The sequence below is a fragment of the Streptomyces sp. NPDC006012 genome, assembly GCF_042871185.1.
Lineage (GTDB): Bacteria > Actinomycetota > Actinomycetes > Streptomycetales > Streptomycetaceae > Streptomyces.
This window is the reverse complement of record NZ_JBIAIE010000003.1, coordinates 480,846-504,913: the sequence shown is the minus strand read 5'-3', so window position 1 is coordinate 504,913 and position 24,068 is coordinate 480,846. Positions and strand designations below refer to the sequence as shown.

The 24,068-nt window shown below is 72.1% G+C and carries 19 protein-coding genes; 6 read left to right on the top strand and 13 right to left on the bottom strand.

The genetic code is table 11. The annotated features are described in order from the left end of the window. Window positions 1–78 precede the first annotated feature (78 nt). On the top strand, window positions 79–633 hold the full coding sequence (locus ACFYPJ_RS09185; RefSeq protein ID WP_389012992.1) for a TetR/AcrR family transcriptional regulator: 555 nt from the start codon (window positions 79–81) through the stop codon (window positions 631–633). Window positions 634–704: 71 nt separating this feature from the next. Here the strand turns inward: ACFYPJ_RS09185 and ACFYPJ_RS09180 are convergent, their stop codons facing one another. Continuing rightward, window positions 705–1,625 (bottom strand): DeoR/GlpR family DNA-binding transcription regulator, encoded by a 921-nt coding sequence (locus tag ACFYPJ_RS09180; RefSeq protein ID WP_389012783.1) that lies wholly within the window; start codon window positions 1,623–1,625, stop codon window positions 705–707. Window positions 1,626–1,829: 204 nt separating this feature from the next. Further along, window positions 1,830–3,278 (bottom strand): NAD(P)H-quinone dehydrogenase, encoded by a 1,449-nt coding sequence (locus ACFYPJ_RS09175; RefSeq protein WP_389012780.1) that lies wholly within the window; start codon window positions 3,276–3,278, stop codon window positions 1,830–1,832. A gap of 350 nt (window positions 3,279–3,628) precedes the next feature. Between ACFYPJ_RS09175 and ACFYPJ_RS09170 the strand changes: the two genes are divergently transcribed. From ACFYPJ_RS09170 to ACFYPJ_RS09155, 4 genes are all read left to right on the top strand, one after another. Beyond that, the gene (locus ACFYPJ_RS09170; RefSeq protein WP_389012777.1) at window positions 3,629–4,066 is read left to right on the top strand and encodes a gamma-glutamylcyclotransferase; all 438 of its coding nucleotides are present in this window, start codon (window positions 3,629–3,631) and stop codon (window positions 4,064–4,066) included. A gap of 349 nt (window positions 4,067–4,415) precedes the next feature. Continuing rightward, window positions 4,416–5,240, top strand: coding sequence for a purine-nucleoside phosphorylase (locus ACFYPJ_RS09165; RefSeq protein WP_389012775.1), 825 nt, complete (start codon window positions 4,416–4,418; stop codon window positions 5,238–5,240). Between the two features lie 192 nt (window positions 5,241–5,432). Next, window positions 5,433–7,064: a phospho-sugar mutase gene (locus ACFYPJ_RS09160; protein WP_389012772.1), complete on the top strand. Its 1,632-nt coding sequence runs from the start codon at window positions 5,433–5,435 to the stop codon at window positions 7,062–7,064. 153 nt (window positions 7,065–7,217) lie between these two features. Next, window positions 7,218–8,411 (top strand): hypothetical protein, encoded by a 1,194-nt coding sequence (locus ACFYPJ_RS09155; RefSeq protein WP_389012769.1) that lies wholly within the window; start codon window positions 7,218–7,220, stop codon window positions 8,409–8,411. Between the two features lie 173 nt (window positions 8,412–8,584). Here the strand turns inward: ACFYPJ_RS09155 and ACFYPJ_RS09150 are convergent, their stop codons facing one another. From ACFYPJ_RS09150 to ACFYPJ_RS09100, 11 genes are all read right to left on the bottom strand, one after another. Then, window positions 8,585–9,370 (bottom strand): hypothetical protein, encoded by a 786-nt coding sequence (locus ACFYPJ_RS09150; RefSeq protein ID WP_389012766.1) that lies wholly within the window; start codon window positions 9,368–9,370, stop codon window positions 8,585–8,587. Continuing rightward, window positions 9,367–10,245 (bottom strand): phosphate ABC transporter ATP-binding protein, encoded by an 879-nt coding sequence (locus ACFYPJ_RS09145; RefSeq protein ID WP_389012763.1) that lies wholly within the window; start codon window positions 10,243–10,245, stop codon window positions 9,367–9,369. Before ACFYPJ_RS09145 ends, ACFYPJ_RS09150 begins: the two co-directional genes overlap by 4 nt. Window positions 10,246–10,280: 35 nt before the next feature. After that, window positions 10,281–11,243, bottom strand: coding sequence for a sortase (locus ACFYPJ_RS09140; RefSeq protein WP_389012760.1), 963 nt, complete (start codon window positions 11,241–11,243; stop codon window positions 10,281–10,283). Between the two features lie 252 nt (window positions 11,244–11,495). Then, a complete protein-coding gene (locus ACFYPJ_RS09135; RefSeq protein WP_389012757.1) occupies window positions 11,496–13,175 on the bottom strand; it encodes an Ig-like domain-containing protein in 1,680 nt (559 codons plus the stop codon). 100 nt (window positions 13,176–13,275) lie between these two features. Continuing rightward, the gene (locus tag ACFYPJ_RS09130; RefSeq protein ID WP_389012755.1) at window positions 13,276–14,202 is read right to left on the bottom strand and encodes a substrate-binding domain-containing protein; all 927 of its coding nucleotides are present in this window, start codon (window positions 14,200–14,202) and stop codon (window positions 13,276–13,278) included. Window positions 14,203–14,452: 250 nt separating this feature from the next. Next, window positions 14,453–16,912: a hypothetical protein gene (locus tag ACFYPJ_RS09125; RefSeq protein WP_389012751.1), complete on the bottom strand. Its 2,460-nt coding sequence runs from the start codon at window positions 16,910–16,912 to the stop codon at window positions 14,453–14,455. Next, the gene (gene pstS / locus ACFYPJ_RS09120; protein ID WP_389012748.1) at window positions 16,912–18,612 is read right to left on the bottom strand and encodes a phosphate ABC transporter substrate-binding protein PstS; all 1,701 of its coding nucleotides are present in this window, start codon (window positions 18,610–18,612) and stop codon (window positions 16,912–16,914) included. The genes ACFYPJ_RS09125 and pstS overlap by 1 nt, the downstream gene beginning before the upstream one ends. Further along, window positions 18,609–19,871 (bottom strand): phosphate ABC transporter permease PstA, encoded by a 1,263-nt coding sequence (pstA, locus tag ACFYPJ_RS09115; RefSeq protein ID WP_389012746.1) that lies wholly within the window; start codon window positions 19,869–19,871, stop codon window positions 18,609–18,611. The genes pstS and pstA overlap by 4 nt, the downstream gene beginning before the upstream one ends. An 80-nt stretch (window positions 19,872–19,951) precedes the next feature. Then, a complete protein-coding gene (gene pstC / locus ACFYPJ_RS09110; RefSeq protein WP_389012989.1) occupies window positions 19,952–20,968 on the bottom strand; it encodes a phosphate ABC transporter permease subunit PstC in 1,017 nt (338 codons plus the stop codon). A gap of 550 nt (window positions 20,969–21,518) precedes the next feature. Continuing rightward, entirely contained in the window at window positions 21,519–21,911 is a 393-nt protein-coding gene (locus tag ACFYPJ_RS09105) for a hypothetical protein (RefSeq protein WP_389012743.1), read from the bottom strand. A 251-nt stretch (window positions 21,912–22,162) separates the two neighbouring features. Beyond that, window positions 22,163–22,909 (bottom strand): PH domain-containing protein, encoded by a 747-nt coding sequence (locus ACFYPJ_RS09100; RefSeq protein ID WP_389012740.1) that lies wholly within the window; start codon window positions 22,907–22,909, stop codon window positions 22,163–22,165. 191 nt (window positions 22,910–23,100) lie between these two features. On the opposite strand from ACFYPJ_RS09100, the gene deoC reads away from it, so the two are divergent. Continuing rightward, window positions 23,101–24,066 carry a deoxyribose-phosphate aldolase gene (gene deoC, locus ACFYPJ_RS09095; RefSeq protein ID WP_389012986.1) on the top strand — a complete coding sequence of 322 codons (966 nt, stop codon included), beginning with the start codon at window positions 23,101–23,103 and terminating at the stop codon, window positions 24,064–24,066. The last annotated feature ends 2 nt before the right edge of the window (window positions 24,067–24,068 follow it).

Below are 24,068 nucleotides of genomic sequence, written 5' to 3'. Positions count from 1 at the left end.
GGGGCAGGTTTGGGGTGGGAAGGAGTGGGTGGCATGGCGGGTGTGATCGCCCAGGAGACGGGCGGGGTCCCGCGGGCCATGCGTGCCGACGCCCGGCGCAACTACGAGCGGCTGCTGACGCAGGCCCGGGCCGCGTTCGCCGAGCACGGTACGGACGCGTCGCTGGAGGACGTCGCCCGTCGCGCGGGGGTCGGGATCGGCACGCTGTACCGGCACTTCCCCAACCGGCACGCGTTGCTGAGCGCGGTCTTCGAGGACGCGGTGGGCGAACTCGTCGCCCGCGCACGTGAGCTGCTGCACGCCCCCGAGCCCTGTTCGGCCCTGGTGACGTGGTTGCGCGAGGTGGTCGCGCACGCCGGGGCGTACCGCGGTCTCGCGCTGGCGCTGATGTCGGTGTCGTCCGACTCCGCCGACTCCGGTTCGGCGCTCGCCCGTTGCGGCACACCGATCCGTGAGGCGGGCGGCGCGCTGCTCGCCCGGGCCCGGGATGCGGGCGCCGTGCGAGCCGAGGTCACCATCGGTGACCTGCTTCAGCTCACCCATGCGATCGGGCTCGCGGCGGCGGAGTCCCCGGAAGACCCGGCCCTGGCGGACCGGCTCCTGCGGCTGACGCTGCGCGGCCTGACGCCGTAGGAGGACGTCGGCCGCGCGCCGCGAGCGGCGGCGGCCCGGTGCTGGTCTTCGGCACCCGGGCCGGTCCTGGTTCAGCGTCGGCGCAGGTCCGCGACGCGGGCACGGTCAGCGGCCGTCGGCGCCTCGCCGCCGAGCACGGCGGCCGTACGCAGCCCGGGAGCCGGTACCTGGCCGCGCCGCTGGCCGGGCAGGGGCACGTCCCGGCGCTGCTGACGCGCCGGGACCTGGTCACCCCCCGGGCTTCCCGACGCCCCGGCCACGGCGATCTGCACCCCCTGGTCGGCGAGGGCCTGGAGTTCGGTTCCGGCGCGGTCGTCGTGGGCCGGGGGCTCGTCGGTGACCAGGCGGGTGATGACATCGGTCGGCACCGTCTGGAACATCGTGTCCGTGCCCAGCTTGGTGTGGTCGGCCAGCACCACGACCTCCGCCGCGGCCTGCACCAGTGCGCGGTCGACGGACGCCGACAGCATGTTGGACGTGGACAGTCCCCGTTCGGCGGTCAGGCCGCTGCCGGAGAGGAACGCCTTGGAGACTCTGAGCCCTTGCAGCGACTGTTCGGCACCGGAGCCGACGAGGGCGTAGTTGGAACCGCGCAGGGTGCCGCCGGTCATCACGACCTCCACGCGGTTGGCGTGCGCCAGTGCCTGGGCGACCAGCAGCGAGTTGGTGACGACGGTCAGTCCGGGCACCCGCGCGAGCCGACGGGCCAGCTCCTGCGTGGTGGTCCCGGCGCCGACCACGATGGCCTGGCCCTCTTCGACGAGTCCTGCGGCGAGATCGGCGATGGCCGTCTTCTCGGCGGTCGCGAGATGTGATTTCTGCGGAAAGCCGGACTCCCGCGTGAATCCGCCCGGCAATACCGCACCGCCGTGCCGGCGGTCTAGGAGTCCTTCTGCCTCCAGTGCGCGCACGTCCCGTCGTACGGTCACTTCGGAGGTCTGGACGACGCGGGCGAGTTCACGGAGCGACACGGCTCCGTTCGCTCGCACCATTTCAAGGATCAATTGGCGACGTTCTGCAGCGAACACGAAACTGACAGTAACCCCAACGACCGTCTGCTTTCAGCAGTTTGCGCCGAATAACAGAAGTTGTTCGCAGCACCGGTCGCGAGGTGGTATAAGCACTGTCAGCACCGACTATGGCTCACGCATGCCCGCCAACTCCCCGTGACCAGCGGGGAGTCGACCCGCCCGGCATCAGCCCTCGCCGGTCTCCTTGCGGGTGTGGAGCTGGCGGGCCACCTCGGCGATCGAACCCGAAAGTGATGGGTAGACCGTAAAGGATTTCGCGATCTGCTCGACCGTCAGATTGTTGTCGACGGCGATCGAGATGGGATGGATCAGTTCCGAGGCGCGCGGCGCCACCACCACACCGCCCACCACGATCCCGGTGCCGGGGCGGCAGAGGATCTTGACGAAGCCGTCCCGGATGCCCTGCATCTTGGCGCGCGGGTTGCGCAGCAGCGGGAGCTTCACGACCCGGGCGTCGATCCGGCCGGCGTCCACGTCGGCCTGGGTGTAGCCGACGGTGGCGATCTCCGGGTCGGTGAAGACGTTGGAGGAGACCGTCTTCAGGTCCAGCGGGGCCACCGCGTCGCCCAGGAAGTGGTACATGGCGATCCGCCCCTGCATGGCGGCGACGGAGGCGAGCGCGAAGACGCCCGTGACGTCACCGGCCGCGTACACGCCGGGGGCGGTCGTGCGGGACACCTTGTCGGTCCAGATGTGCCCGGACTCGCTCAGCTTGACGCCCGCACCCTCCAGGCCGAGTCCGGCACTGTTCGGGATGGCACCGACGGCCATCAGGCAGTGGGTGCCGGTGATGACCCGCCCGTCCGCGAGGGTGACCTCGACGACGTCGCCGACCCGCTTGGCGGCGGCGGCGCGGGAGCGGGCCAGGACGTTCATGCCGCGGCGGCGGAAGACGTCCTCCAGGACGGCGGCGGCGTCCGGGTCCTCGCCGGGCAGCACCCGGTCGCGGGAGGAGACGAGGGTGACCCGGGAGCCGAGGGCCTGGTAGGCGCCGGCGAACTCGGCGCCGGTGACGCCGGAACCGACCACGATCAGTTCCTTCGGCAGCTCGGTGAGGTCGTAGACCTGGGTCCAGTTCAGGATGCGCTCGCCGTCGGGCCGGGCGTCGGGCAGTTCCCGGGGGTGACCGCCGGTCGCGAGCAGCACGGCGTCCGCGGTGAGCGTCTCCTCGCTGCCGTCGACGGCGGTGACGACGACCTTGCGGGAGCCGTCGAGGGCCTGCATGCCCTCAAGGCGGCCCCGGCCGCGCATGACCCGGGCGCCGGCCCGGGTGACGGAGGCGGTGATGTCGTGGGACTGGGCGAGCGCCAGCCGCTTGACCCTGCGGTTGACCTTGCCGAGGTCGACGCCGACCACCCCGGCCGCCTGTTCCAGCGGCGGGGTGTCGTCGGCCACGATGATCCCCAGCTCCTCGTAGGAGGAGTCGAAGGTGGTCATCACCTCGGCCGTGGCGATCAGGGTCTTGGACGGCACGCAGTCGGTCAGCACCGACGCGCCGCCCAGGCCGTCGCAGTCGACGACGGTCACCTCCGCGCCGAGCTGCGCGGCCACCAGCGCCGCTTCATATCCGCCGGGTCCGCCACCGATGATCACGATCCGAGTCACGTATCCCATTGTTCCGCACCCCTCAAAACAGCACGGGCCGGGGGCGCCGGTGGTAGGCGTTCCGTTATCTGGGGCGGGGAGGGCAAGGGCGGGAGGAAGCCGGCCGGGCCAGGGCGTCGGGGCGGGGACAGCCGGTGCAGCCGGTGCGGTGCGACCGCTCCGCGCCCGTCCCGGCCGCGGACGGCACTGGGCGACGACGTCGTGCACGGCACCCTGCGGTCCGGCGGCCGGGGGGCGTCCCCCACCGGTCCAGGGGTGCCATGGGCCGCGGAGGAGAAAGAAGAAAGCGGTATAAATAGGTGCACTAGGGACCCAAGGGGCTCGCGGGACGGATGTTGCCGCTGCCGTACCCTCGACCCATGTCGCTCTATGCCGCATACGCCGGCAATCTCGACGCGCGGCTGATGTCCCGCCGCGCCCCGCATTCGCCGCTGCGTGCCACCGGCTGGCTGAACGGCTGGCGGCTGACCTTCGGCGGCGAGCAACTCGGCTGGGAAGGTGCGCTGGCGACGATCGTCGAGGATCCGCTGTGCCAGGTCTTCGTCGGCCTGTACGACATCGCGCCCATGGACGAGCAGCCCATGGACCGGTGGGAGGGCGTGGGGCTCGGCATCTACCGGCGGCTGCGCGTCCGGGTGCACACGCTGGACGGGGAGGAGATGGCGTGGGGATACGTGCTCAACGGGTACGAGGGCGGGCTGCCCGCGGCCCGCTATCTGGGTGAGATCGCCGACGCGGCCGAGTCCGCGGGCGCACCCCACGACTACGTGATGGAGCTGCGCAAACGCCCCTGCTGAGGGGTGTCCGCCGCCGACTCGCCGCTGAAGACCGAACCCCCCAGGGCCACCGCGCCACGGGAGGGCGCGCGGTTCCGGCCGGCACCTGCGGCACGCGGCAGGGCGCGCGGCCCCCACCAGCACGTACGGCACGCGGAAGGGGCACGGCCCCCACCAGGCACAGGGTCGCGCCGACCCGTACCACGTCCGCCGCACGGCGCGGGCCGCCGCGGCTCGCGACAGGCCCGACGGCCGGGCGCGCGGCGAGCCGCCCGGAGCAGCGCGTTCGCCGGAAACGACAAGACAACGATCGTATTCTCATACACCCTTCATCTACGCGCGTAGGCCCGAACCGGCTACTCTCATCCGCGTGAACGCATCTCTTCCTACGGACGACATCCAGGGCGACCCGCACGCCGCCGCCGACGCCGCCGCCGCGCGCCTGCGCGGACTCACCGGCGCCGAGACCCACGACGTCGCCCTCGTGATGGGCTCCGGCTGGGGTCCCGCCGTCGCCGCCCTGGGCGCTCCCGACGCCGAGTTCCCGATCACCGAACTGCCCGGCTTCCCGCCGCCGGCGGTCGCGGGACACAGCGGCAAGGTCCTGTCGTACACCATCGGCAACCGGCGGGCGCTGGTCTTCCTGGGCCGCACCCACTACTACGAGGGCCGGGGCGTGGCCGCCGTGGCGCACGGGGTGCGCACGGCCGTCGCGGCGGGCTGCAAGACGGTGGTGCTCACCAACGGCTGCGGCGGAGTGCGCGAGGGCATGCGGCCCGGACAGCCGGTGCTGATCAGCGACCACATCAATCTGACGGCGGCCTCCCCGATCGTCGGAGCGAACTTCGTCGACCTGACCGATCTGTACTCGCCCCGGCTGCGGGCCCTGTGCAAGGAGATCGACCCGACGCTGGAGGAAGGCGTCTACGCGCAGTTCCCCGGCCCGCACTACGAGACGCCGGCCGAGATCCGGATGGCCCGGGTGATCGGAGCGGACCTGGTGGGCATGTCGACGGCCCTGGAGGCCATCGCGGCGCGCGAGGCGGGCGCCGAGGTGCTGGGCATCTCGCTGGTGACGAACCTCGCGGCAGGCATGACCGGCGAACCCCTCAACCACGAGGAGGTCCTCCAGGCCGGCCGGGACAGCGCGGCCCGGATGGGTTCGCTGCTCACCCAGGTGCTGGGCCGGCTGTAGGGCGGCAGGAGCAGGTCGCGGCGGGCGTCCGGGGCGGTGGGCCCCGGACGCCCGCCGTGGCCCGCACGCCCCCGTCGGGCCATGCCCCGCACGCCCCCGTCGGCAAGACGCTCCCCGGCTCGTCGAGCGGGGATACCCCGATGTGCCGGACGCGTTCGACCGGCATGCACGAGCAACGGAGGTTGACCGACCGTGCACGACGAACTCCTCGCGCGGGCCCGGACCTGGCTGGCCGAGGATCCCGACCCGGACACCCGCGCGGAACTCGCCCGGCTCATCGACGCCGGTGACCACGCGGAGCTGGCCGACCGCTTCAGCGGCACCCTCCAGTTCGGCACCGCGGGCCTGCGCGGCGAGCTGGGTGCCGGTCCGCAGCGGATGAACCGCTCGGTCGTCATCCGTGCCGCCGCCGGCCTCGCCGCGTACCTGAAGAAGCAGGGCGAAGCCGGCGGGCTCGTCGTCATCGGCTACGACGCCCGGCACAAGTCCGCCGACTTCGCCCGCGACACCGCGGCCGTGGTGACCGGCGCCGGCCTGCGCGCGGCCGTGCTGCCGCGGCCCCTGCCCACGCCCGTCCTCGCCTTCGCGATCCGGCATCTGGGGGCCGTCGCCGGCGTGGAGGTCACTGCCAGTCACAACCCGCCGCGCGACAACGGCTACAAGGTGTACCTGGGGGACGGCTCGCAGATCGTGCCGCCTGCCGACAGCGGGATCGCCGCCGAGATCGACGCGATCGCCTCCCTCGCCGACGTCCCGCGCCCCGAGGCGGGCTGGGAGATCCTCGACGATTCCGTCCTGGACGCCTATCTGGCCCGTACCTCCGCCGTGCTCACCGACGGCTCGCCGCGCACCGCGCGCACCGTCCACACGGCGCTGCACGGCGTCGGCACGGAGGTGCTGCGCGCCGCCTTCGCCCGCGCCGGCTTCCCGGCCCCCGTCCTCGTCGCCGAACAGGCGCAGCCCGACCCGGACTTCCCGACCGTCGCCTTCCCCAACCCGGAGGAGCCCGGCGCGATGGACCTGGCCTTCGCCCAGGCCCGGGTGAGCGAACCGGACCTGGTCATCGCCAACGACCCGGACGCCGACCGGCTCGCCGTCGCCGTCCGGGACGGCGGCGCGTGGCGCATGCTGCGCGGTGACGAGGTCGGCGCGCTGCTCGCCGCGCACCTCGTACGGCACGGCGCCACCGGCACCTTCGCCGAGTCCATCGTGTCCTCCTCGCTGCTCGGCAGGATCGCCGGGCGGGCCGGGCTGCCCTACGCGGAGACCCTGACCGGATTCAAGTGGATCGCCCGGGTGGCCGGGCTGCGCTACGGCTACGAAGAGGCCCTCGGCTACTGCGTCGACCCGGAGGGCGTGCGGGACAAGGACGGCATCACCGCCGCCCTGCTCGTCACGGAACTGGCCTCCGAACTCAAGGAGCAGGGGCGGACCCTGCCGGACCTGCTCGACGACCTGGCCGTGGAGCACGGGCTGCACGCCACCGACCAACTCTCGGTCCGGGTGCGCGACCTGCCGGTCATCGCCGACGCCATGGCGCGGCTGCGCGCGCACCCGCCGGCCCGTCTCGGCGGCCTCGCCGTCACCCGGGCCGAGGATCTGTCCCGGGGCACGGACCGGCTGCCGCCCACCGACGGCCTGCGCTACACCCTGGACGGCGCCCGGATCGTCGTACGGCCCAGCGGCACGGAGCCCAAGCTGAAGTGCTACCTGGAGGTCGTCGTCCCGGTCGCCGACCGCGCCGGGCTGCCGGCCGCCCGCGCCCGCGCGGCCGGGCTGCTGGCCGGTCTCAAGCGGGACCTGTCCACGGCCGCCGGTATCTGAGGCACCGGTCGCCCCTTCCGGGGTGCGCCGGGGACCGAGGGGCACCCCAAAGGGTGATTTCGGGGCTACGGCTGATGCACCGGCCGCACTCCGGCGCGCTGTGCGGGAACGGTGAACCGTACCGCCGCCCACCGCGAGTACTGGAGCCGCCGCGTGTCTTCGACCGCCCCCGAAACCGCCCCCAGCGGACACATCCCGGGCACCCGGCGGCCCCCCGTCCCGGCCGGCGCGTCCTCCCGGGCGCTGCTGCACGGGCTGCGGCGCGCGGCGCCCGCGCTGGGCGCCTTCCTCGCCGTGCACGTCGCCGGGCTGCTGTTCCTGGCCGTCTGGGCGCACGAGCGGGGGCGCGGCGTCTGGCCGATGCTGGCGACGGAGTGGGACTCCCGCTGGTATCTCGGGATCGCCGGCCACGGGTACACGCACGAGCTGGGCGTCGCGTTCGACCACAACAACCTGGCGTTCTTCCCGCTCTACCCGCTGCTGGTGCGGGCGGTCGCCGTCGTCACGCCGGGCAGCCTGGCCAGCACCGGGCTGGGGATCGCCGTACTGGCCTCGCTGGTCGCGGCCTGGGGCGTGTTCGCCGTCGGTGACCGGCTCGCCGGGCGGACGGCCGGGTTCCTGCTCACCACGCTGTGGGCGGCGCTGCCGGTCGGGCTGGTGGAGTGGATGGGCTACACCGAGTCGCTGTTCACGGCCTTCACGGCGTGGACGCTGCTCGCGGTCCTCGACGAGCGCTGGCTGTGGGCCGCGGCGGGCGCGTGCCTGGCCGGGCTGACCCGGCCCACCGGGATCGCGCTGGCCGCCGCGGTCTGTGTGGCCGCCCTGCTCTCGCTGCGCCGCCGGTTCTCGGGCCGGGCCCTGGCCGCCGTGCTGCTGGCTCCGGCCGGCTGGTGCGCGTACCTGTGCTGGGTGGGGCTGCGGCTCGGCCGCTGGGACGGCTACTTCGCCGTGCAGCGGATGTGGCACAACGAGCTGGACGGCGGCCACGAGACCCTGCGCCGACTGCGCGAGCTGTTCAGCCAGCAGTCGCGGCCGGAGCTGTTCCTGATCGTGGTCACCCTGACGATGCTGGTGTCGGTGGTGCTGTTCGCGCTGACGGTGTGGGACCGGCAGCCGCTGCCGCTGCTGGTGTTCACCGGTGTGCTGCTGGTGATCGTCCTGCTGAGCGGCGGCGTGTACTTCCCGCGCGCCCGCTTCCTGCTGCCCGGTTTCCCGCTGCTGCTGCCGCTGGCCGTGCATCTGGCGCGGGCCTCCGACCGGTACCGGGCGCTGGTGCTGGCGACGGCCGTGGCGGGCTCGGCGTACTGCGGCGCGTACATGCTGCTGGTGTGGCCGAGCGCGCCCTGAGCCAGGGCGGGGGCGACAGGGCCCCTGGCCGACTCCGAGGGGCCGAGCGGAGGTGAACACCTGCGGAAGCTGTGGAAGGGGACGGTGGTGCCCCCTGGCCGGGAGACGGGTTCGGAGGCGGGCGCTCGGAGGCGGACTCGGGGACGGGGTCAGAGGCGGGTCCAGAGACCGGCTCAGAGGCGCACGAGGTAGCTGAAACCGGTGTCCGGACCCACGCACGACTGAAGGGTCAGGTCGCCCCAGTACAGGCCCGCGGCGGGTGCGCCCCGGCCGGGGGTGAGGTAGCTGGCGTACACCTCGTAGGTCCAGGTCCCGTGGACGGTGCTGAGCGTGATCCGGGTGCCCTTGGGCAGGGTGGCGAAGCGGCCGAAGCCGTTGCAGTAGTCGTGGCCGACGATCACCACGGTGCTCATCTCGTACCCGTCCTCGGTGCCGGTCTCCGGTCCGGTCCACTGCACGGCGTCCCCGCAGGCGTCCACCTCGTCCTGGCCGCCGCGCATGACGTACGCGGACCAGTCGCCGATCCGCAGGACGGCACGGCCCGGTTTCGGGGCCGGGCCGGCGGCGGCGCGCTCGGGGACGGTGGACGTCGACGGCGACCGGGTGGGCGGCCGGGAGAGGTCGGGGCCACTGGTCCGGCCGGTGGCGGCGGGGGCCCGCACCGGGGGCATACGGGTGCCGGCCGGATCCGGCGCGGGCGGGCGCGCGGTGCCGGTGGGACGCGCCGGGCGCGCGGCGGGCGCGGAACCGGTGGCGGGCGCGGGCGCGGCGGACCCGCTCTGCGCGCCGGCGGCAGGGCCCGGCGCGGCGCCGGTGGCCTGCGCCCGCGCGGCCGGGACCCCGGGCGGCGTGCCGCCCTGGCCGCAGGCCGCGAGCGGGAGTGCGGCGAGCAGCCCGGCCAGCGCCGGCAGGACGGGACGGCGCCGGGTGCGGGAGGTACGACGGTGCGGGCCCGTCACCCGAACCGTCCGTTCACGTAGTCGGAGGTCCGCTCGTCCCGCGGGGCGTTGAACATCGCGTCCGTGTCCCCGTGTTCGACGATCACGCCGGGCGTGCCGTGCGAGGCGAGGAAGAAGGCGCAGCTGTCCGAGACGCGGGCGGCCTGCTGCATGTTGTGGGTGACGATGACGATGGTGACCTCGGCCTTGAGTTCCGCGATGGTCTCCTCGATGCGCCGGGTGGAGGTCGGGTCGAGGGCCGAGCAGGGCTCGTCCATGAGCAGTACCCGGGGGCGCACCGCCAGCGACCGGGCGATGCACAGACGCTGCTGCTGACCGCCGGAGAGGGCCCCGCCCGGCTGCCGGAGCCGGTCCCTGACCTCCTTCCACAGGCCCGCCTTGGTGAGGCACTCCTCGACCAGGTCGTCCTTGCCGTCGCGGGTGGCCTTGATGGCGTTGAGCTTGAGGCCGGCCAGCACGTTGTCGTAGATCGACATGGCCGGGAAGGGGTTGGGCTTCTGGAAGACCATGCCGATCTGCCGGCGGGCGTGGGTGATGCGTCGCCCGCGGTCGTAGATGTCCTCCTCGTCGAGCAGTACCCGGCCGGCCAGCGAGGCCGTGCCGATCAGTTCGTGCATGCGGTTCAGGATGCGCAGGAAGGTCGACTTGCCGCAGCCGGAGGGGCCGATGAGCGCGGTGACCTCACGGGCGGGCATGGTGAGCGATACCCGGTCGAGGACCTTGTGGTCGCCGAACCAGGCGGAGACGGAGTCGGCGCGCAGGGTGGCGGGACCGCCGGCGACGAGGGTGCCGGTGGCACGGTGGCCGCCGGCGGCCTCCGCGACGGGCGGCTGGACGGCGGTGTCGACGAGGTCGGGGTTCTCGGTGGTGGACATGTCCTGATGTCAACTTCCGTGCGGGGTCCGGTGGTTCAGAGCAGGTTCGGCAGAAGTGCGGTGATGGCCTGGGAGTCGGCAAGGCCCAGGGCGAGCAGCAGCGGGCCCGCGCAAATCCAGGTCTGCCAGCGGCCCCAGACGCGGAAGGAGAACACCGCGAGCAGCGCGGCGATCAGCAGACCCTGCGACCACAGGAAGACGGCGAGCCAGGCGCCGGAGTCGGTGCCGAGCGCCTGCTCGGAATCGGCGATCCAGCCCGGCTGGAGGTCACGCGGCGGGTTGGGCTGCACCGGCGTGATCAGCTTGGCGTCGATGCGGATCACACCGCTCGGCGTGTACGGCGCTCCGGTCGCGGTGATGAGGGTGAGCCGCCCCTGTCCCCCGGTGACCGGGGTGGGCAGTTCGTCACCGGCCCGGCGGACGCCCGTGACCTCGTAGACCGACCTGCTCTGGCCGGTGGTGGTCTCGATGCGGGATCCGACGGGCAGCTTGGGCAGGTCGAGGAAGGGGCTGCCGTACGCCCACTGGCGGCCCATGACGACCGACGTGCCGGCCTGGCCGGGCAACGGGGTGTCCCGGCGGTGGCCCGGTCCCGCCATCAGTACCTCGGAGGTGGTGCCCTCCGCCACGACCTCCTTGAGGCCGAGGGCCGGGATCTTCAGCAGTGCCACGGGCGCACCCGGCTCAAGGAGCTTGCCCTCGTAGTCGCGCTGGCCCACCGGGGCGGTGCCCAGGGCGAGTTCTCTGCGCAGTTCGTCGTAGGCCGTCTGCTGGTCACGGGCGTGCTGAAGGTGGCCGACGATCGTCAGGTTCGCGGCGAAGCCGAGGAGCACGGCGGCGAGAACGCACAGGGCCGCCCCGGCGAGTGCGAGCCCGGGGCGGGCGGGGGGCCGCGGGGTTTCCCGGCGCGGCTCCCGGGTGGTCGGGGGCGGTGGTGGTCCGGGCGGGCCGTCGGTGGGCGCCGACGCGTCGGCTGGCGGCGGGGCGAGCGTGGTCACGGGGTGCGCTCCTCGAAGCGGGACGGTTTCCTTCGTACGGGGCCACTCGTCCGGGGTGTCTCGTACGACGGGTTCCGTGCGGCGTGTTGCCTACGGCGGTTTCCGTGCTGCGTGTTGCGTACGGCGGGTCTCGTACGACCGGTCTCGTACGAGGGTTTCGTACGAGGGGTTTCGTACGAGGCGTTTCGTACGGCGGCCGGACGGGCGGGCCCGGGGGCGCGTCGGGTGCGTGCCTCCGGACCGCCCGGCCGGTCAGTGGTGCTGCGGGGTGTCGCCACCGAAGGTCAGCAGGCCCTTGCGGCGCATGTGGAGCACGAGGGCCGAACCGGCGGAGAGCAGCGCGAGCGAGGCCAGGCCGATCGTGCCGGCCTGGGCGCCGGTGGACGCCATGGAGCCGCCGCCACCCGAACCGCCGCCGCTGCCACCCCCGCCGGACAGGCCGCCGGTGTCCGCCCCGCCGGTGTCCGTAGCGCTGGTGTCCGTGGCGGACGGGCTGGGCTCGGGCGGCTCGCTGGAGCCGGCGCCGGTCGTGAAGGCGAAGTCGAGGCTGTGCCCGTCGGCCTTGTCCTCGGCGAGCGTCAGTGTGTGGTCGCCGTCGGCGATGTCCTTCGGGACGGTGAACTCGTATTTGTCGACGGTCCCGGTGGCGTTCGCCTTGGCGTCGTCGAACGTCGCCTCGCTGTCGGCGAGGGTGACCTTGACCGCGGCGTCCGCGGTGTAGCCGCGGGCGGTGATCTTCACGGTCTGGCCGGGTTCGAGGTCGGGGTTGTCCGACAGGGCCTTGCCGTCGGCGTCGGTGACGTCGAGGTCGGGGTTGTCGGTCGGCGGCGGGGAGGAGGGTTCGTCGGTGCTGACGAAGGTGAAGCTCGCCCGGTTGTTGGCCGAGCCGCCTTCGGCGAAGAACACGTTCGTCTCACCGGGGATGCTGCGGTCGGGAACCGTGAACGTGTAGTCGACGACGGCTCCGTCGGCGTCGGCGGTGGCGTCCGGGAGCTTCGCGTCGGACGACTCCTGGATCACCTTGACCGTGGACCCGGGGGTGAAGCCCTGAATGGTGATCTTCGCGCTCTGGCCGATGGCGAGGGTGGGCTTGTCCCCGAGGGGGGCGCCCTTGGTGTCCTCGGCGGTGAGGATGTAGGTGATGCCGGCCTGGTCCGTGGCCGTCGCGTTGCTGTAGGCGTCGGGGTCGGACGACGTGAAGACGGCCGTGTAGGTGTGCGGGCCGCCGACGGCCGGCGCCTTGATCGGGAGTTCGGCCCTGCCGTCGGTCACCTGGGCCGTGCCGAGCGAGGTGTCGCCCTCCTTGAACTCCACCGAACCGGGGGCTCCCGACGGGGTCACCGTGGCGGTGAGCTTGAGGTTCCCGTTGACGGCCACGCCGTCGGGCGCGTCCAGGGTGAGTGCCGTGGACTGCTGCTGGAGCTGGGTCCAGGTGTCGCCCGCGACCTGGACCTTGGCGCGGAAGTTGGCCGCGGTCGAGAGTCCGGACCGGCACAGCAGGGCCAGCGTGTAGGTGCCGTCCAGTGACCCGGTGGGGACGAATCCGCGCAGCGCCGTCTCCAGGCTCGCCGGTGCGGCAGGCGACTTGAGGTTCACGGTGAAGGCATCCGGGCCGTTCGTTATCGCTGCCGTGGCCTGGGCGACCGCCTTCCCGCCCGTGGGATCGACGGGGTTGATGACGAACAGCCAGGGCGAGTTCGCGCTCTGCCCGGCGGCCGGATCGGGGCAGCCCGTGCTCGATCGCGCGGACGTGGCCAGGAGAGTGTCGGAGATCTTCCCCGTGGCCGGGCCGAGAGTGAACGAACCGAGGGTGGTGCCCGCGGCGCTGGCCCTGCCCGCGAAGCCGACGATCCCGGCCAGGGCGGCGCACAGCAGCGCGAAGCAGGACAGCAGCGCCACCGGTGATCTGAGTTGTGCCGGACGATGGTTCACGTGGTGATCCCCCCCAGGGGGTCTCGATTGCGGATGGATACGCCGCCGGGCCGGGCACCCACTGGGTGCCCGGCCGTTGTGCGGGGTTACGGCGCGGTGCTCAGTTCTCGCCCTTGAGGGAGACGTCGCCGCAGTTGGCGGCAGCGCCGAAGCCGTACTCCGTGATCTTGGCCGTGGCCTTGCAGACCTTGGAGTTCGAGCCGACGAAGGTGGCGGCGATGGTGGGGTCGGTCAGCTTGGCGCTCGGGACCACGTTGTAGACGTCACGGCTGTACGCGGCGCCGTCGATCGTGCCCAGGACGGTGTCACCGTGCACGTCCTCGATCAGGCCGCCGGTCTGCGAGGTCCACTTCGCCACGGAGTACGGGGCGATGTCCGAGCCCTGGGTCAGCGCCTCGCCCTTGTGCTCCTGCATCTCGCGGACGCAGGAACCCAGGGTCGGGTTGCCGATCTGGGTGAGGAAGAAGCTGCGCGTACCGGAACCGCTCTGCGGGATCAGCGGGGTCACGGGGCGGGCGACGCCGCCCACGGTCAGCGTGGTCTTGGTGCACGCGTAGATGGCACGCAGGTCGGTCGTGGAGACGTTCACGTCGGCCAGCGGGCCGTCGGCGCGGGTCGCGACCGTCAGCTTGTCCGAAGCGAACGGGATCCAGGTCAGGTCCGTGCCGGCGGTGGCGACACCGCGCGAGGAGCGGGCGAAGTCCAGGCAGCCGGTGTTGTTGTCGATGGCGTTGTTCAGCGCGGTGATGCCGGCCGACGAGCCGTTCGGACGGTTGATCACACAGCCGTTCAGGCGGGTCTTGACGGTCGCCGAGCCGGTCGCGTCGTACGACGCGATCGTCGCACCGGCGTCGACCGAGTCACCCAGGCCGTTGGCGACGTCCTCGGTCGTGTCGGAGCCGACACCGGCGAGCACACGGTAGACGCCGGGGGCCGGGTCGGCCGAGGCGACGGGGGCCATGACACTGAGACCCAGAGCGGCGGCACCGACCACGGCACCGGCGAAAGCGCGGGACTTGACGTTCACTTCTGTTCTCCTCCGTGGAAACGGATTGCGAGCATGGGACGTTCAAGCGGAATCCGGATTTTATTGCTTTTACCGGCCCGTCGGCCGACAGCTAAAAACTTTCCATGGATCCGCACCGACATCCACCAATTCCACTCGCTCATCAGGTTACGAGACCATTTCCTAGGTGAATCCAAGGGAATTCACGAAGCGGTGTACGGATTCCCCGGGGCCGGATTGAGCCCCGGGGAATCCGGATGTTGCCGAAAGGTCAGCCGCCGCCGGACGTCCTGCGGGCCGAGAGGCGGAGCATGACCGGCCCGGCGAGGGCCGCCACACCGCCCGCGATCAGCACGCCGAGCAGCACCCAGCGGATCAGCCCGAGCACCTCCGACGGCGTGAGCCCGCCGGACTGGGCCACGTTCTGCTTGGCCGGGTCGGTCTCGCTCGGCACCGCGGAGGGCCGGCCGCCGTCGGACGCGCCGCCGCCGGACGCGGTGCCGGCCGTCCCGGTGCCGGCGCCGCCGTCCGCGCCGTCGCCCGAGGTACCGCCGCCGCCCGGCAGACCGCCGCCGCCATGGACGCCGTTCCCGCCCGAGGAGCCGCCGGAGGCGGACTCGCCGGAGGCCGGCAGGCCCTTCTCCAGCCGGTCGGCCGCCTGCTCCGCCTGCTTGCGCATGGCCGTGGGCAGCGGCGCGTACCCGAAGGGCAGCCGGCCCCGCACCGAGCCCTGGATCTGGCCCTGGCCGGCCGCGTACCGGATCACCCTGGCGTAGTCCTGGCGCGCGTCCTTCGCCTGGTCCAGCGAGGCCGCCGCGTACACCACGGCGGTCAGCGGATAGGCACCGCCGGTCATCTTGGCGGGATCGGGCGTCTTGACACCCGCCACGTCCGGGTCGGGCATCCTGGCGACCGCCTTGAGCAGCGAGTCGCCGCTCGGCTTGACGTAGTCCCCGTCGGCGTTGGGCAGGGCGGCGGCCTTCAGCTGGTACCGCGTGGCGGACGCGCTGTCCACGACGCCCATCTGGCGCTGGTCCACCGGATACGCACGCTCGACCGGGGTCAGTCTGGTGATGTTCTGGGTGGCGCTGCACTCGTAGGCGGTGCCGATGTCACCGCGGCGGACCCGCACCGCCGTGTCGTGCATGTCCTGCGAGTAGGGGACCACGTCCAGCCCGGTACGGGCCGCCGTCAGTCCGGCCTGCCCGCCGGGGCACGGGATCGTCGTGGACGTGAGGTCCGCCTTGGGGAAGTAGTCCAGGGAGCCCGAGACCACCCCGTCCTTGAGGTATTCGGGATTGACCTTCATACCCCAGGGGTCCTTCGCCCCTTCGATAAACTTCTTCGCGGCCGGATCCGCCAGGATGTAATCCCAGACCATGCGGGCCGAGTCGGTGTTCTCCGAACTGACCACCAGACCGATCGGCGACTGGTAATCGGCGCCCGCGAAGGCGGGGTTGAGTTTCTTGAATTCCGGGTCCCCGCCGATGTATTTCGGATTGCCCGAGAGGTATGCGGGCTGGGGTTCCTGGTTGGAGACCAGGCTGCTGGAGTAGGACTGGGTGAGCAGCTTGGCCAGCAGTCGCTGGTTGAGCTTGACCTCGTTCAGCGGTCCGTAGTCGAAGGGCTGCCCGTCGTACATCCAGATGAAGCCGATCGTCAGGCCGCTGACCGCGACGGGGGCGTGCACCACCGGGGGCGTGCCCGCGGCCGACTCGACCGGATCCACCGTCATGGCGAGTCCCGCCGAGGAGGCACCGGGTGCCGTGATGGCGGCGCGGGCCTGCGGCTCGCCGGACTGGGTGTAGGTGAACCGGCCGGCGCCGCTCTCGCACAGCGCGCTCTGCCACGAGGTGACCGCGTCGGTGGCCAGCTCGGAGCCCATGATCACGCGCTCCGGCTTGTCCGGGTCACAGGTGTCCGTGACCGGCTGGAAGTCGAGGCGGAAGACGATCCGCTGGTTCCAGTTCGACTGGCTGAGCGCCGAGGTGATGACCCCCGTGCCGGTCTTCGAGGTGCCGTCCGGCTCGTGCTCGCCCCGGGGCACCACGACGAGCCAGCAGGGCTCGATCGCTCCGCTCGGGCTCCTGCGCGCCCCGCAGCCCAGGTACTCCGCTTCGAGCGCGGACTTCATCTCGAAGACCGTCTCGCCGCTGCCGCTGCCGTCATTGGGCAGCCACGACACGGAGTTGGTGTCCCCCGAGCTGAAGTAGGTGGTGTCGAGCGCCGTTCTGGTCGCCTTCCCCGACACCGGGCGGAAGGGGGCGAAGGTCTGCCCGAAGTCGCCCGTCTCGAAGTCGTCCGTCTCCAGCGGGTCGGTCGTGGGCGAGACCAGCCGCCCGCCGCCCGGCGGGACCCTGGCCTCGTTGCCGAACTCGCACTGCCTGCGATCCGGCCCCTTCACCGGGTCGTCGCCCCAGCACTGCATGAGCTGCAGGAAGTTGTACTTGTTGGCGTTCTTCGGCGCGGGCTTCCCGCCGGTCCAGGACACCTTGACGCCCTGCCAGTTCAGCCCCTTCGTCTGATGCACCGTGACCTTGAGGCCGGAGAAGTCGTCGTACTTCCCCTTCGCGCCGCTCTTGGTCACCGCCGAGCTGTCGGTCGTGGCCGCCTGCGCCTGCTGCGCCCGGGGCAGCGGCAGCACCGCGAGCAGCAGCGCGGACAGCAGGCAGACGATGCCCGCGCCCACCCGCCGTCCGCCCGGTGGCATCCCTGCCGTCGACCCCTTCATCACAGCTCTCCCTTACGGCGTGCACGGGCTGCCAGTGCCCGCGCGGTGAGCGGTGGTCCGACGACCACCGCGACGAGCAGTACGGCCGACAGGGCCATCAGGGCGCCACGCATCCCGAGGGTGTTGCCGGAGGCGAGGCTCACCGGGTTGGCGGCGACGGACGTGTCGCCGGTGCCGGTCCCGTCGCCGCTGACCACCTGGCCGGTGTCGGGGTCGACGGCGCCCCCGGAGGTACCGGCGGCGGCCGCGGCGCTCGCGGTGCTGTCGGGCCTGCCGTCGCCGTCGGTGTCCGTACCGCCGGTGGCGCCGCCCGTGGCGGAGGAGCCGCCCGAGGACCCGCCGCCGGACGACGATCCGGAGCCGCCCGAGCCGTTACCTCCCTGCGCGCCCGGCTTCACCGGGGTGTTGGTGCCCGCGGCGCCCGCGGTACCGGTGGTGCACTGGGTGGGCCCCTTCTTGTCGCAGCTCTTGGGATAGGGGGCGTTCTTGATCAGGGTGTTGACGCCGCCCGAGAAGGTGGGGTTGCGGCAGTCGTTGATGTTGATGGAGGCGGTGGGTGCGCCCGGCACCTTGCGGAGCTGGTCGAAGCCCGCCTCGACGAGGTTCTTCGGCAGCGGCGAGTAGCCCAGGTCGTCCGCCTGCTGCTGGCCGTCGCACAGGAAGTAACGGCCGAAGGTGCCCAGGGAGTTGCCCTTGGCCTTGGTGAAGCCGGACTCCTCCTTCGTCGGCAGGATCATGTAGCTGTAGCTGGACAGCGGGTAGGTGCGGGCGTCGCCGTAGGTGTAGACATTGCCGAGTTGCTGCGTCAGATAGTTGACGGACTGCTTGTTCTGGTTGATCTGGGCCTTGGTCAGGGCCACGGCGACACTGGAGGCGGTCGGCTCGACGTAGTAGTCGGCCCTGTTGAGCACCTTGGCCACCGGGAAGCCGGTGTTCTTGGCGTAGGAGTACTCGACGTAGGTGATCGCCCCCTCGCCGGAGGGCTGGCGGACGTGGCCGGAGACACCGAGGGACGTGGCCTTGGAGATCATCGCGGAGCCGCTGAGCAGCGGGTAGTTGGAGGTCATGCCGCAGTTGCCGCTGCCGCGGCCGGTGCGCGAGCAGTAGTCGCGCCACAGGTCCGGGTACTGATCGGACATCCACATGGTGAACTGGGCGCTGGTACCGGAGCCGTCGGAGCGGACCACCGGGACGACCGTGATGGGCGGCAGGTTCAGGCCCGGGTTGTCCGCGACGATCGCCTTGTCGTTCCAGCGGGTGATCTTTCCCGTGAAGATCCTGGTGATGACGTCGCCGGACAGCCGCAGGTTGGTGACCATCTTGCCGTTGATCTTGAGGTTGTACATGAACGCCGTACCACCGGCCACGATCGGCATATAGGCGTAGCCGCGCTGCGGCGGCACGTCCGTGACGCCCTGCTCCTTGAGGCCGTAGGGGATCTCGGAGACCGCGAAGTCGACGGTGTTGTTCCTGAACTGCTCACGGCCCGGCGAGGAACCGTTGGCCGTGAAGTTGACCGTCATGCCGTAGTTGGCCTTGACGTTGCGGATCCACTGCTGGAGGGCGTTGGAGCTCCAGGTCGAACCGGAACCGGTGATCTTCGCGTAGGAGGCCGCGTGGGCAGGCGTCTGGACGGCCAGCAGGGCGCACAGCAATGACAGCACGGTGGCCGCCAGACGGAAACGAGTGGCGGGTTTCACGACGAACTCCCGGGTTCGGTACGGAGGACGGAGTGCGGGGTGGGTGCGGGGGCCGCCGGGCGCTCGGCGAATCGACGCGCGTCACGTCGCGAGGCGAGCACCCGCCGGTGTTCCTGGCGGCGGGACAGCCGGCCCGGTCCGCGGCCGCCGATGATGCGGGCGGCGACGAACAGCAGCAGCACCAGCGCCATGAGCAGGGCCGCCGTGCCGAAGCCGCGCGAGACCATCGCCGGCTCGGGCGACTTGACGAACTCGAAGGTGGCGAGCGGCAGGGAGACCATCGGGCCGTGCAGCGGATCGAGGTTGAGTTCGTTGGTGTAGCCCGCGGTCAGCAGCACCGGGGAGGTCTCGCCGATGCCGCGTGCGGTGCCGAGGATCACGGCGGTGGTCAGACCGGAGCGGCAGGTCGGCAGCACCACGTGCCAGACCGTGCGCCAGCGGCTCGTGCCCATCGCGTAGCCGGCCTCGCGCAGGGTGCCGGGCACCAGCCGGATGACGACGTCGGCGGCCCGGATGATGATCGGCAGCATCATCACCGAGAGGGCGAGGGAGGCGGCCAGACCCGACTGGTCCAGGCCGAGGCCCAGGATCGCGGTCGCGTAGATGAACAGGCCGGCGACGATCGACGGCAACGCGGTCATCGCCTCGACGATGGTGCGCACGAACCGGGCGAACGGACCGGGCACCTCGCTCAGGAACACCGCGCAGACCACTCCGGCCGGCACCGTGATCACCAGCGCCATCACGATCATGATCAGGGTGCCGGCCGCCGCGTGCAGCGCCCCGCCCACGCTGAGCGGGTCCAGCGGGCCGGCCAGCTTCATGTCCTGGGTGAAGAAGTTCAGGTGCACCAGCGCGCTGCGGCCCTCGACGAGCGCGTAGCACACGACGAACGCGAGGATCACCACGAGCAGCAGGGCCATCGACCGCACGATCGCCGCCGCGATCCGGTCGACGATGGCGGGCCCGTCCTCGTCGAAGGAGACCAGCAGGGCGTAGATCAGGAGGAAGAGGCCGTAGGCCAGGACGACGAAGCCGACGGCGCCGTCGAAGGGCAGCAGCCAGGCGAACAGCAGCCAGGTCAGGGACAGCGCGGAGGCGGCGGCGCCGGCCATCGCGTACGTGTCGGAGGCACGCAGCTGGGTCAGGGCACGACGGCGCTCCCCGCCCGGACCGGCGCTGCGGGACGGGCCCGGCAGTGTGGTGCGCGGGCGGCCGGTCGCCTGACGCGCACCGGGCGCTTCAGGGGCAACGGTCATGGTCGCTCATTCCTGTGTGGCGTAAGGGACTGCGGGCGCGCGCCGTGGGGGGGTTGGCGGTGCAGGGGAAGAAGCCGGCCTCAGGCGTCGCTCGCCGCGCCCGAACGGGAGCGGGCGACGATGGTCGAGGCGGCGAAGTTGACGATCAAGGTCATGACGAACAGGGTGAAACCGGCCGCCATCAGGGCGGACATGCCGAACTTGCTCGCCTCGCCGTAGCGCAGGGCGATCAGTGAGGAGACCGAGCTGGTACCGGCCTGCAGGACGTGCCACTGGATGTCGAAGGTCAGCGAGATGATCATGTACACGGCGATCGTCTCGCCGAGCGCGCGGCCGAGCCCGAGCATCGTGCCGCCGATCATTCCGCCGCGCCCGAAGGGCAGCACCACGCTGCGGATCATCCCCCAGCGGGTCGCACCGAGCGCGTAGGCGCCCTCGCGTTCGCCGGCGGGCGCCTGGGAGAAGACCTCGCGCATGATCGAGCAGATGATCGGCGCGATCATCATGCCGACCACCAGACCCGCGATGAAGGTCGAGGAGGTGTAGACGCTCTCGGGTGCCAGCGGATCGTCCGCCTCGGCCCCCTTCACATCGAAGACGGGGATCCAGCCGAAGTACGCGGAGATCCAGCGGGCGGTGGGCAGGACCTTGTCCTGGAGGAAGAACACGCCCCACAGGCCGTAGACCACCGACGGCACCGCGGCCATCAGGTCGACGACGCTGATCAGCGTCTGGCGCAGCCGTGGCGGGGCGTACTCGGCGATGTACAGCGCCGCGCCGGTGGCCAGCGGCACGGCCACCGCCACAGCGACGACGGCGATCAGCACGGTGCCGACGAGCACGGCCGCGATACCGAACCGTCCGGCGTCCGGCGCCCATTGGGCGGTGGTCAGGAAGGACAGGCCGGCCTTGTCCAGCGCCAGCCAGGCCCGGTAGAGCAGGAAACCGCCCACGAGCAGCATGACGGCCAGCACGAGGCCACCGCCGCCGCGCAGCACCAAGCGGAAGATCCGGTCGGGCAGGCCAGGGTCGGCGTACAGGCGTCTCGGTACGTCATCGGCCCCCGCGGACGCGGGCAGGGGCTGTCTCTTCAACATGGGCACGCCCCCGACGCTGCGGTCGGTCCATTGACATGCGCATCCCGAGAGGTTAACTACAGCCCCCTTAAGGGCAACATCCGTCGCGCCCCTCCCACCCTCAACCAGCCCTCGAACAAGACCAGTTGGGATTAGGGCGCCGCACGAGAACCGTCCGGTACCCGGACTCCGGCCGGGCTCCACCCCCACCGGCCGCCCCGCACGGACCGCCCGCGCGAGCGGTCCGGCAATCCAGCCGGGCACGCCTCGGCCGGGCGGCCGGTACCGGGCCGTGCCAGTACGCCGGCTCGGCCCGGGCCCGTCGCGGGGGCTGCCGGTATGCCGATATGCCGGCACACGGGAATGCCCCGGGACACCAACGCCGCGATCAACGTGAAGACGGCCGCCGGACCGGCGGTATCGGCCTGCGGAGCACCGGCAGGACCAGGAGCGGTCCCGGCGCAGCGCAAAAAGACAGGAAGCCACGGATTCCCGACCGAGCCCGGAGCTGCGTAGCGGCACGGCACGATCGAGAAGGCCGGAATCCTCGGGCCTCAGCCCGAGGCACAGATCAATCGCCCCACAATTCGGGCCCCGCCAGGGACAGTTCGGCCAGCAGGGCGCGGAAGCGGTCGTAGGAGGCTCGGCACGTCGCGTGCCGTTCGTAGGTACGCGCCGAGCCGGCCAGGTGCCGGCCCGTCCGGTCCCACACGGCCCACACCCAGCCGCCACCGTCGGAGCTGTGCTGCACACCACCGCCCATGTCGGCGTGGCACGTGCACAGCCGGTATAACGCGGCGCGACATCGGGCGTGGGTGTCGTGCCAGGTGAGCGACACCGCCACCGACCGCCCGTTGGGCGCCACCAGGCGCCAGCCGAATCTGCCCTGGCCGTCGATGTCGACCTGACATCTCATTCCCGCCGCGGCGACGGCGGGTCTCGCCGTCTCTCCGGACCGCTCCATGTCCCCACCCCCGCCGCCCAATAGAAGAGTAAAACCCGCAGGTACGGCGTTATGGGCGGCACCTGCAATCTACTGAGACAGGAGTACGGGCGCGCGGACAAAACTGACGGCCGCGGCCACGCTTCATCCGGATGTATCCCCTTGGCAACCTCTAGGAAAGACACGGGGAAAGCGCTCACCGAGGCGTCGGGGCGACGTTGCCGCGCGGACGGCCGAGGGCCCCCGGCCCGTCCCCCGGCGGCCGTCCCGGGTCAGCCCATCGCGAGCAGGATCGCCAGCAGGACCGCCCCGGCCACCATCGGGCCCGCGACCTCGTACGCCCAGCGCACCGTGATCTCGCCCTGGGCGGTCCGCTCCTGCTGCCGGCGCTCCAGCGTCTCGCGCAGGTAGTCCATGATCTGGTCGGTCTCCGCCCGCACCGGCGCGGACGGCTCGGCGCCGTCCGCCTGGCCGCCGCCGAAGCCGAAGGCCGCGCCGCTGCCCGCACCGGCCACCGCGCCCGCCCGGCTGCGGCCGGACGTGCCGGACTCGCCCGACCCGCCGGACCGGCCGCCGGGACGCGCCGCCGTCTCGGCCCGCGCCTGCCGCCGGACCGCCTTCTTGCGGGCTCGCAGCGAGACGGGGATGGCCCACAGCTGGTACTTGGCGCCGGACTTGACGACGACCTCGTTCGAGTAACCGGAGCGCAGTCCGGTGATCTCGCCCCAGGGCAGGGTGATCACCCGGAACGGGTTGCGCACCCGCAGCCGGTCCTCGCCCGCGAACACGGCCGGACGCAGGGTGAAGGCGGCCAGCAGCGGCGCGAGGAGGATCATCGTGGCGAGGGCCAGCCACGGGGCCCGGCCGTGCCCGGTGAACAGCGCGTCGAAGCCGAGCCACAGCATGAGGGCGAGCAGCAGCACCCCGCCGGCGAGCGCGGCGGGCGAACGGTACACCCGGTCCTTGGCGGTGGGCAGCGGGGACTGCGGCGTGGGAGACGGGTGGTCCGGGGTCGTCATGGTCCCGATTCTGCCCGACGCCGTCGGCGGACCTCCCCGCGGCACCTGGTCGGGCCCCGGCCCGCGCGCCGGAAGAGGGGTGGTCCGCAGGGCGAAACGGGGCGGCTGCCGGGACCGGCCGGCCGCCCGCGTCCGCCCTGTTCAGGGGGCTGTACAGCCGCTACGCGCGTAGATATGCTCGTCTGGTGACCATGCCCACCACTGATCCCGCACTCGCGGCCCACGCTCTCGCCGACGTCACGGCGTCCGACAGCACACTGCGCCGCTTCCTGCACGGGCTGCCCGGCGTCGACGCGGTCGGCCTGGAGGCGCGCGCCGCCTCGCTCGGTACCCGTTCCATCAAGACCACCGCGAAAGCGTACGCCCTCGACCTCGCCATCTCGATGGTCGACCTGACGACGCTGGAAGGCGCGGACACCCCGGGCAAGGTCCGGGCGCTCGGCGCCAAGGCGGTCCACCCGGACCCGACGGACCATGCGACCCCGACGGTCGCGGCCGTCTGCGTCTACCCCGACATGGCCGCCGTCGCCAAGGAGGCCGTCGCGGGCTCCGGCGTCAAGGTCGCCTCGGTCGCCACCGCCTTCCCGGCCGGCCGTGCCGCGCTGGACGTCAAGCTGGCCGACGTGCGCGAGGCCGTCGCCGCGGGCGCCGACGAGATCGACATGGTCATCGACCGCGGCGCGTTCCTGGCCGGCCGGTATCTGAAGGTGTACGACGAGATCGTCGCCGTGAAGGAGTCCTGCGGCGCGCAGGCCCGCCTGAAGGTCATCTTCGAGACGGGTGAGCTGGCCACGTACGACAACATCCGGCGCGCGTCCTGGCTCGGCATGCTGGCGGGCGCCGACTTCATCAAGACCTCCACGGGCAAGGTCGCCGTCAACGCCACGCCCGCGAACACCCTGCTGATGCTCCAGGCGGTGCGCGACTTCCGTGCCCAGACCGGCGTGCAGGTCGGCGTGAAGCCCGCCGGCTCCATCCGCACCAGCAAGGACGCGATCAAGTTCCTCGTCCTGGTCAACGAGACGGCCGGCCCGGACTGGCTGGACAACCACTGGTTCCGCTTCGGCGCCTCCTCGCTCCTGAACGATCTGCTGATGCAGCGCCAGAAGCTGGCCACCGGCCGCTACTCCGGCCCCGACTACGTAACGGTGGACTGACC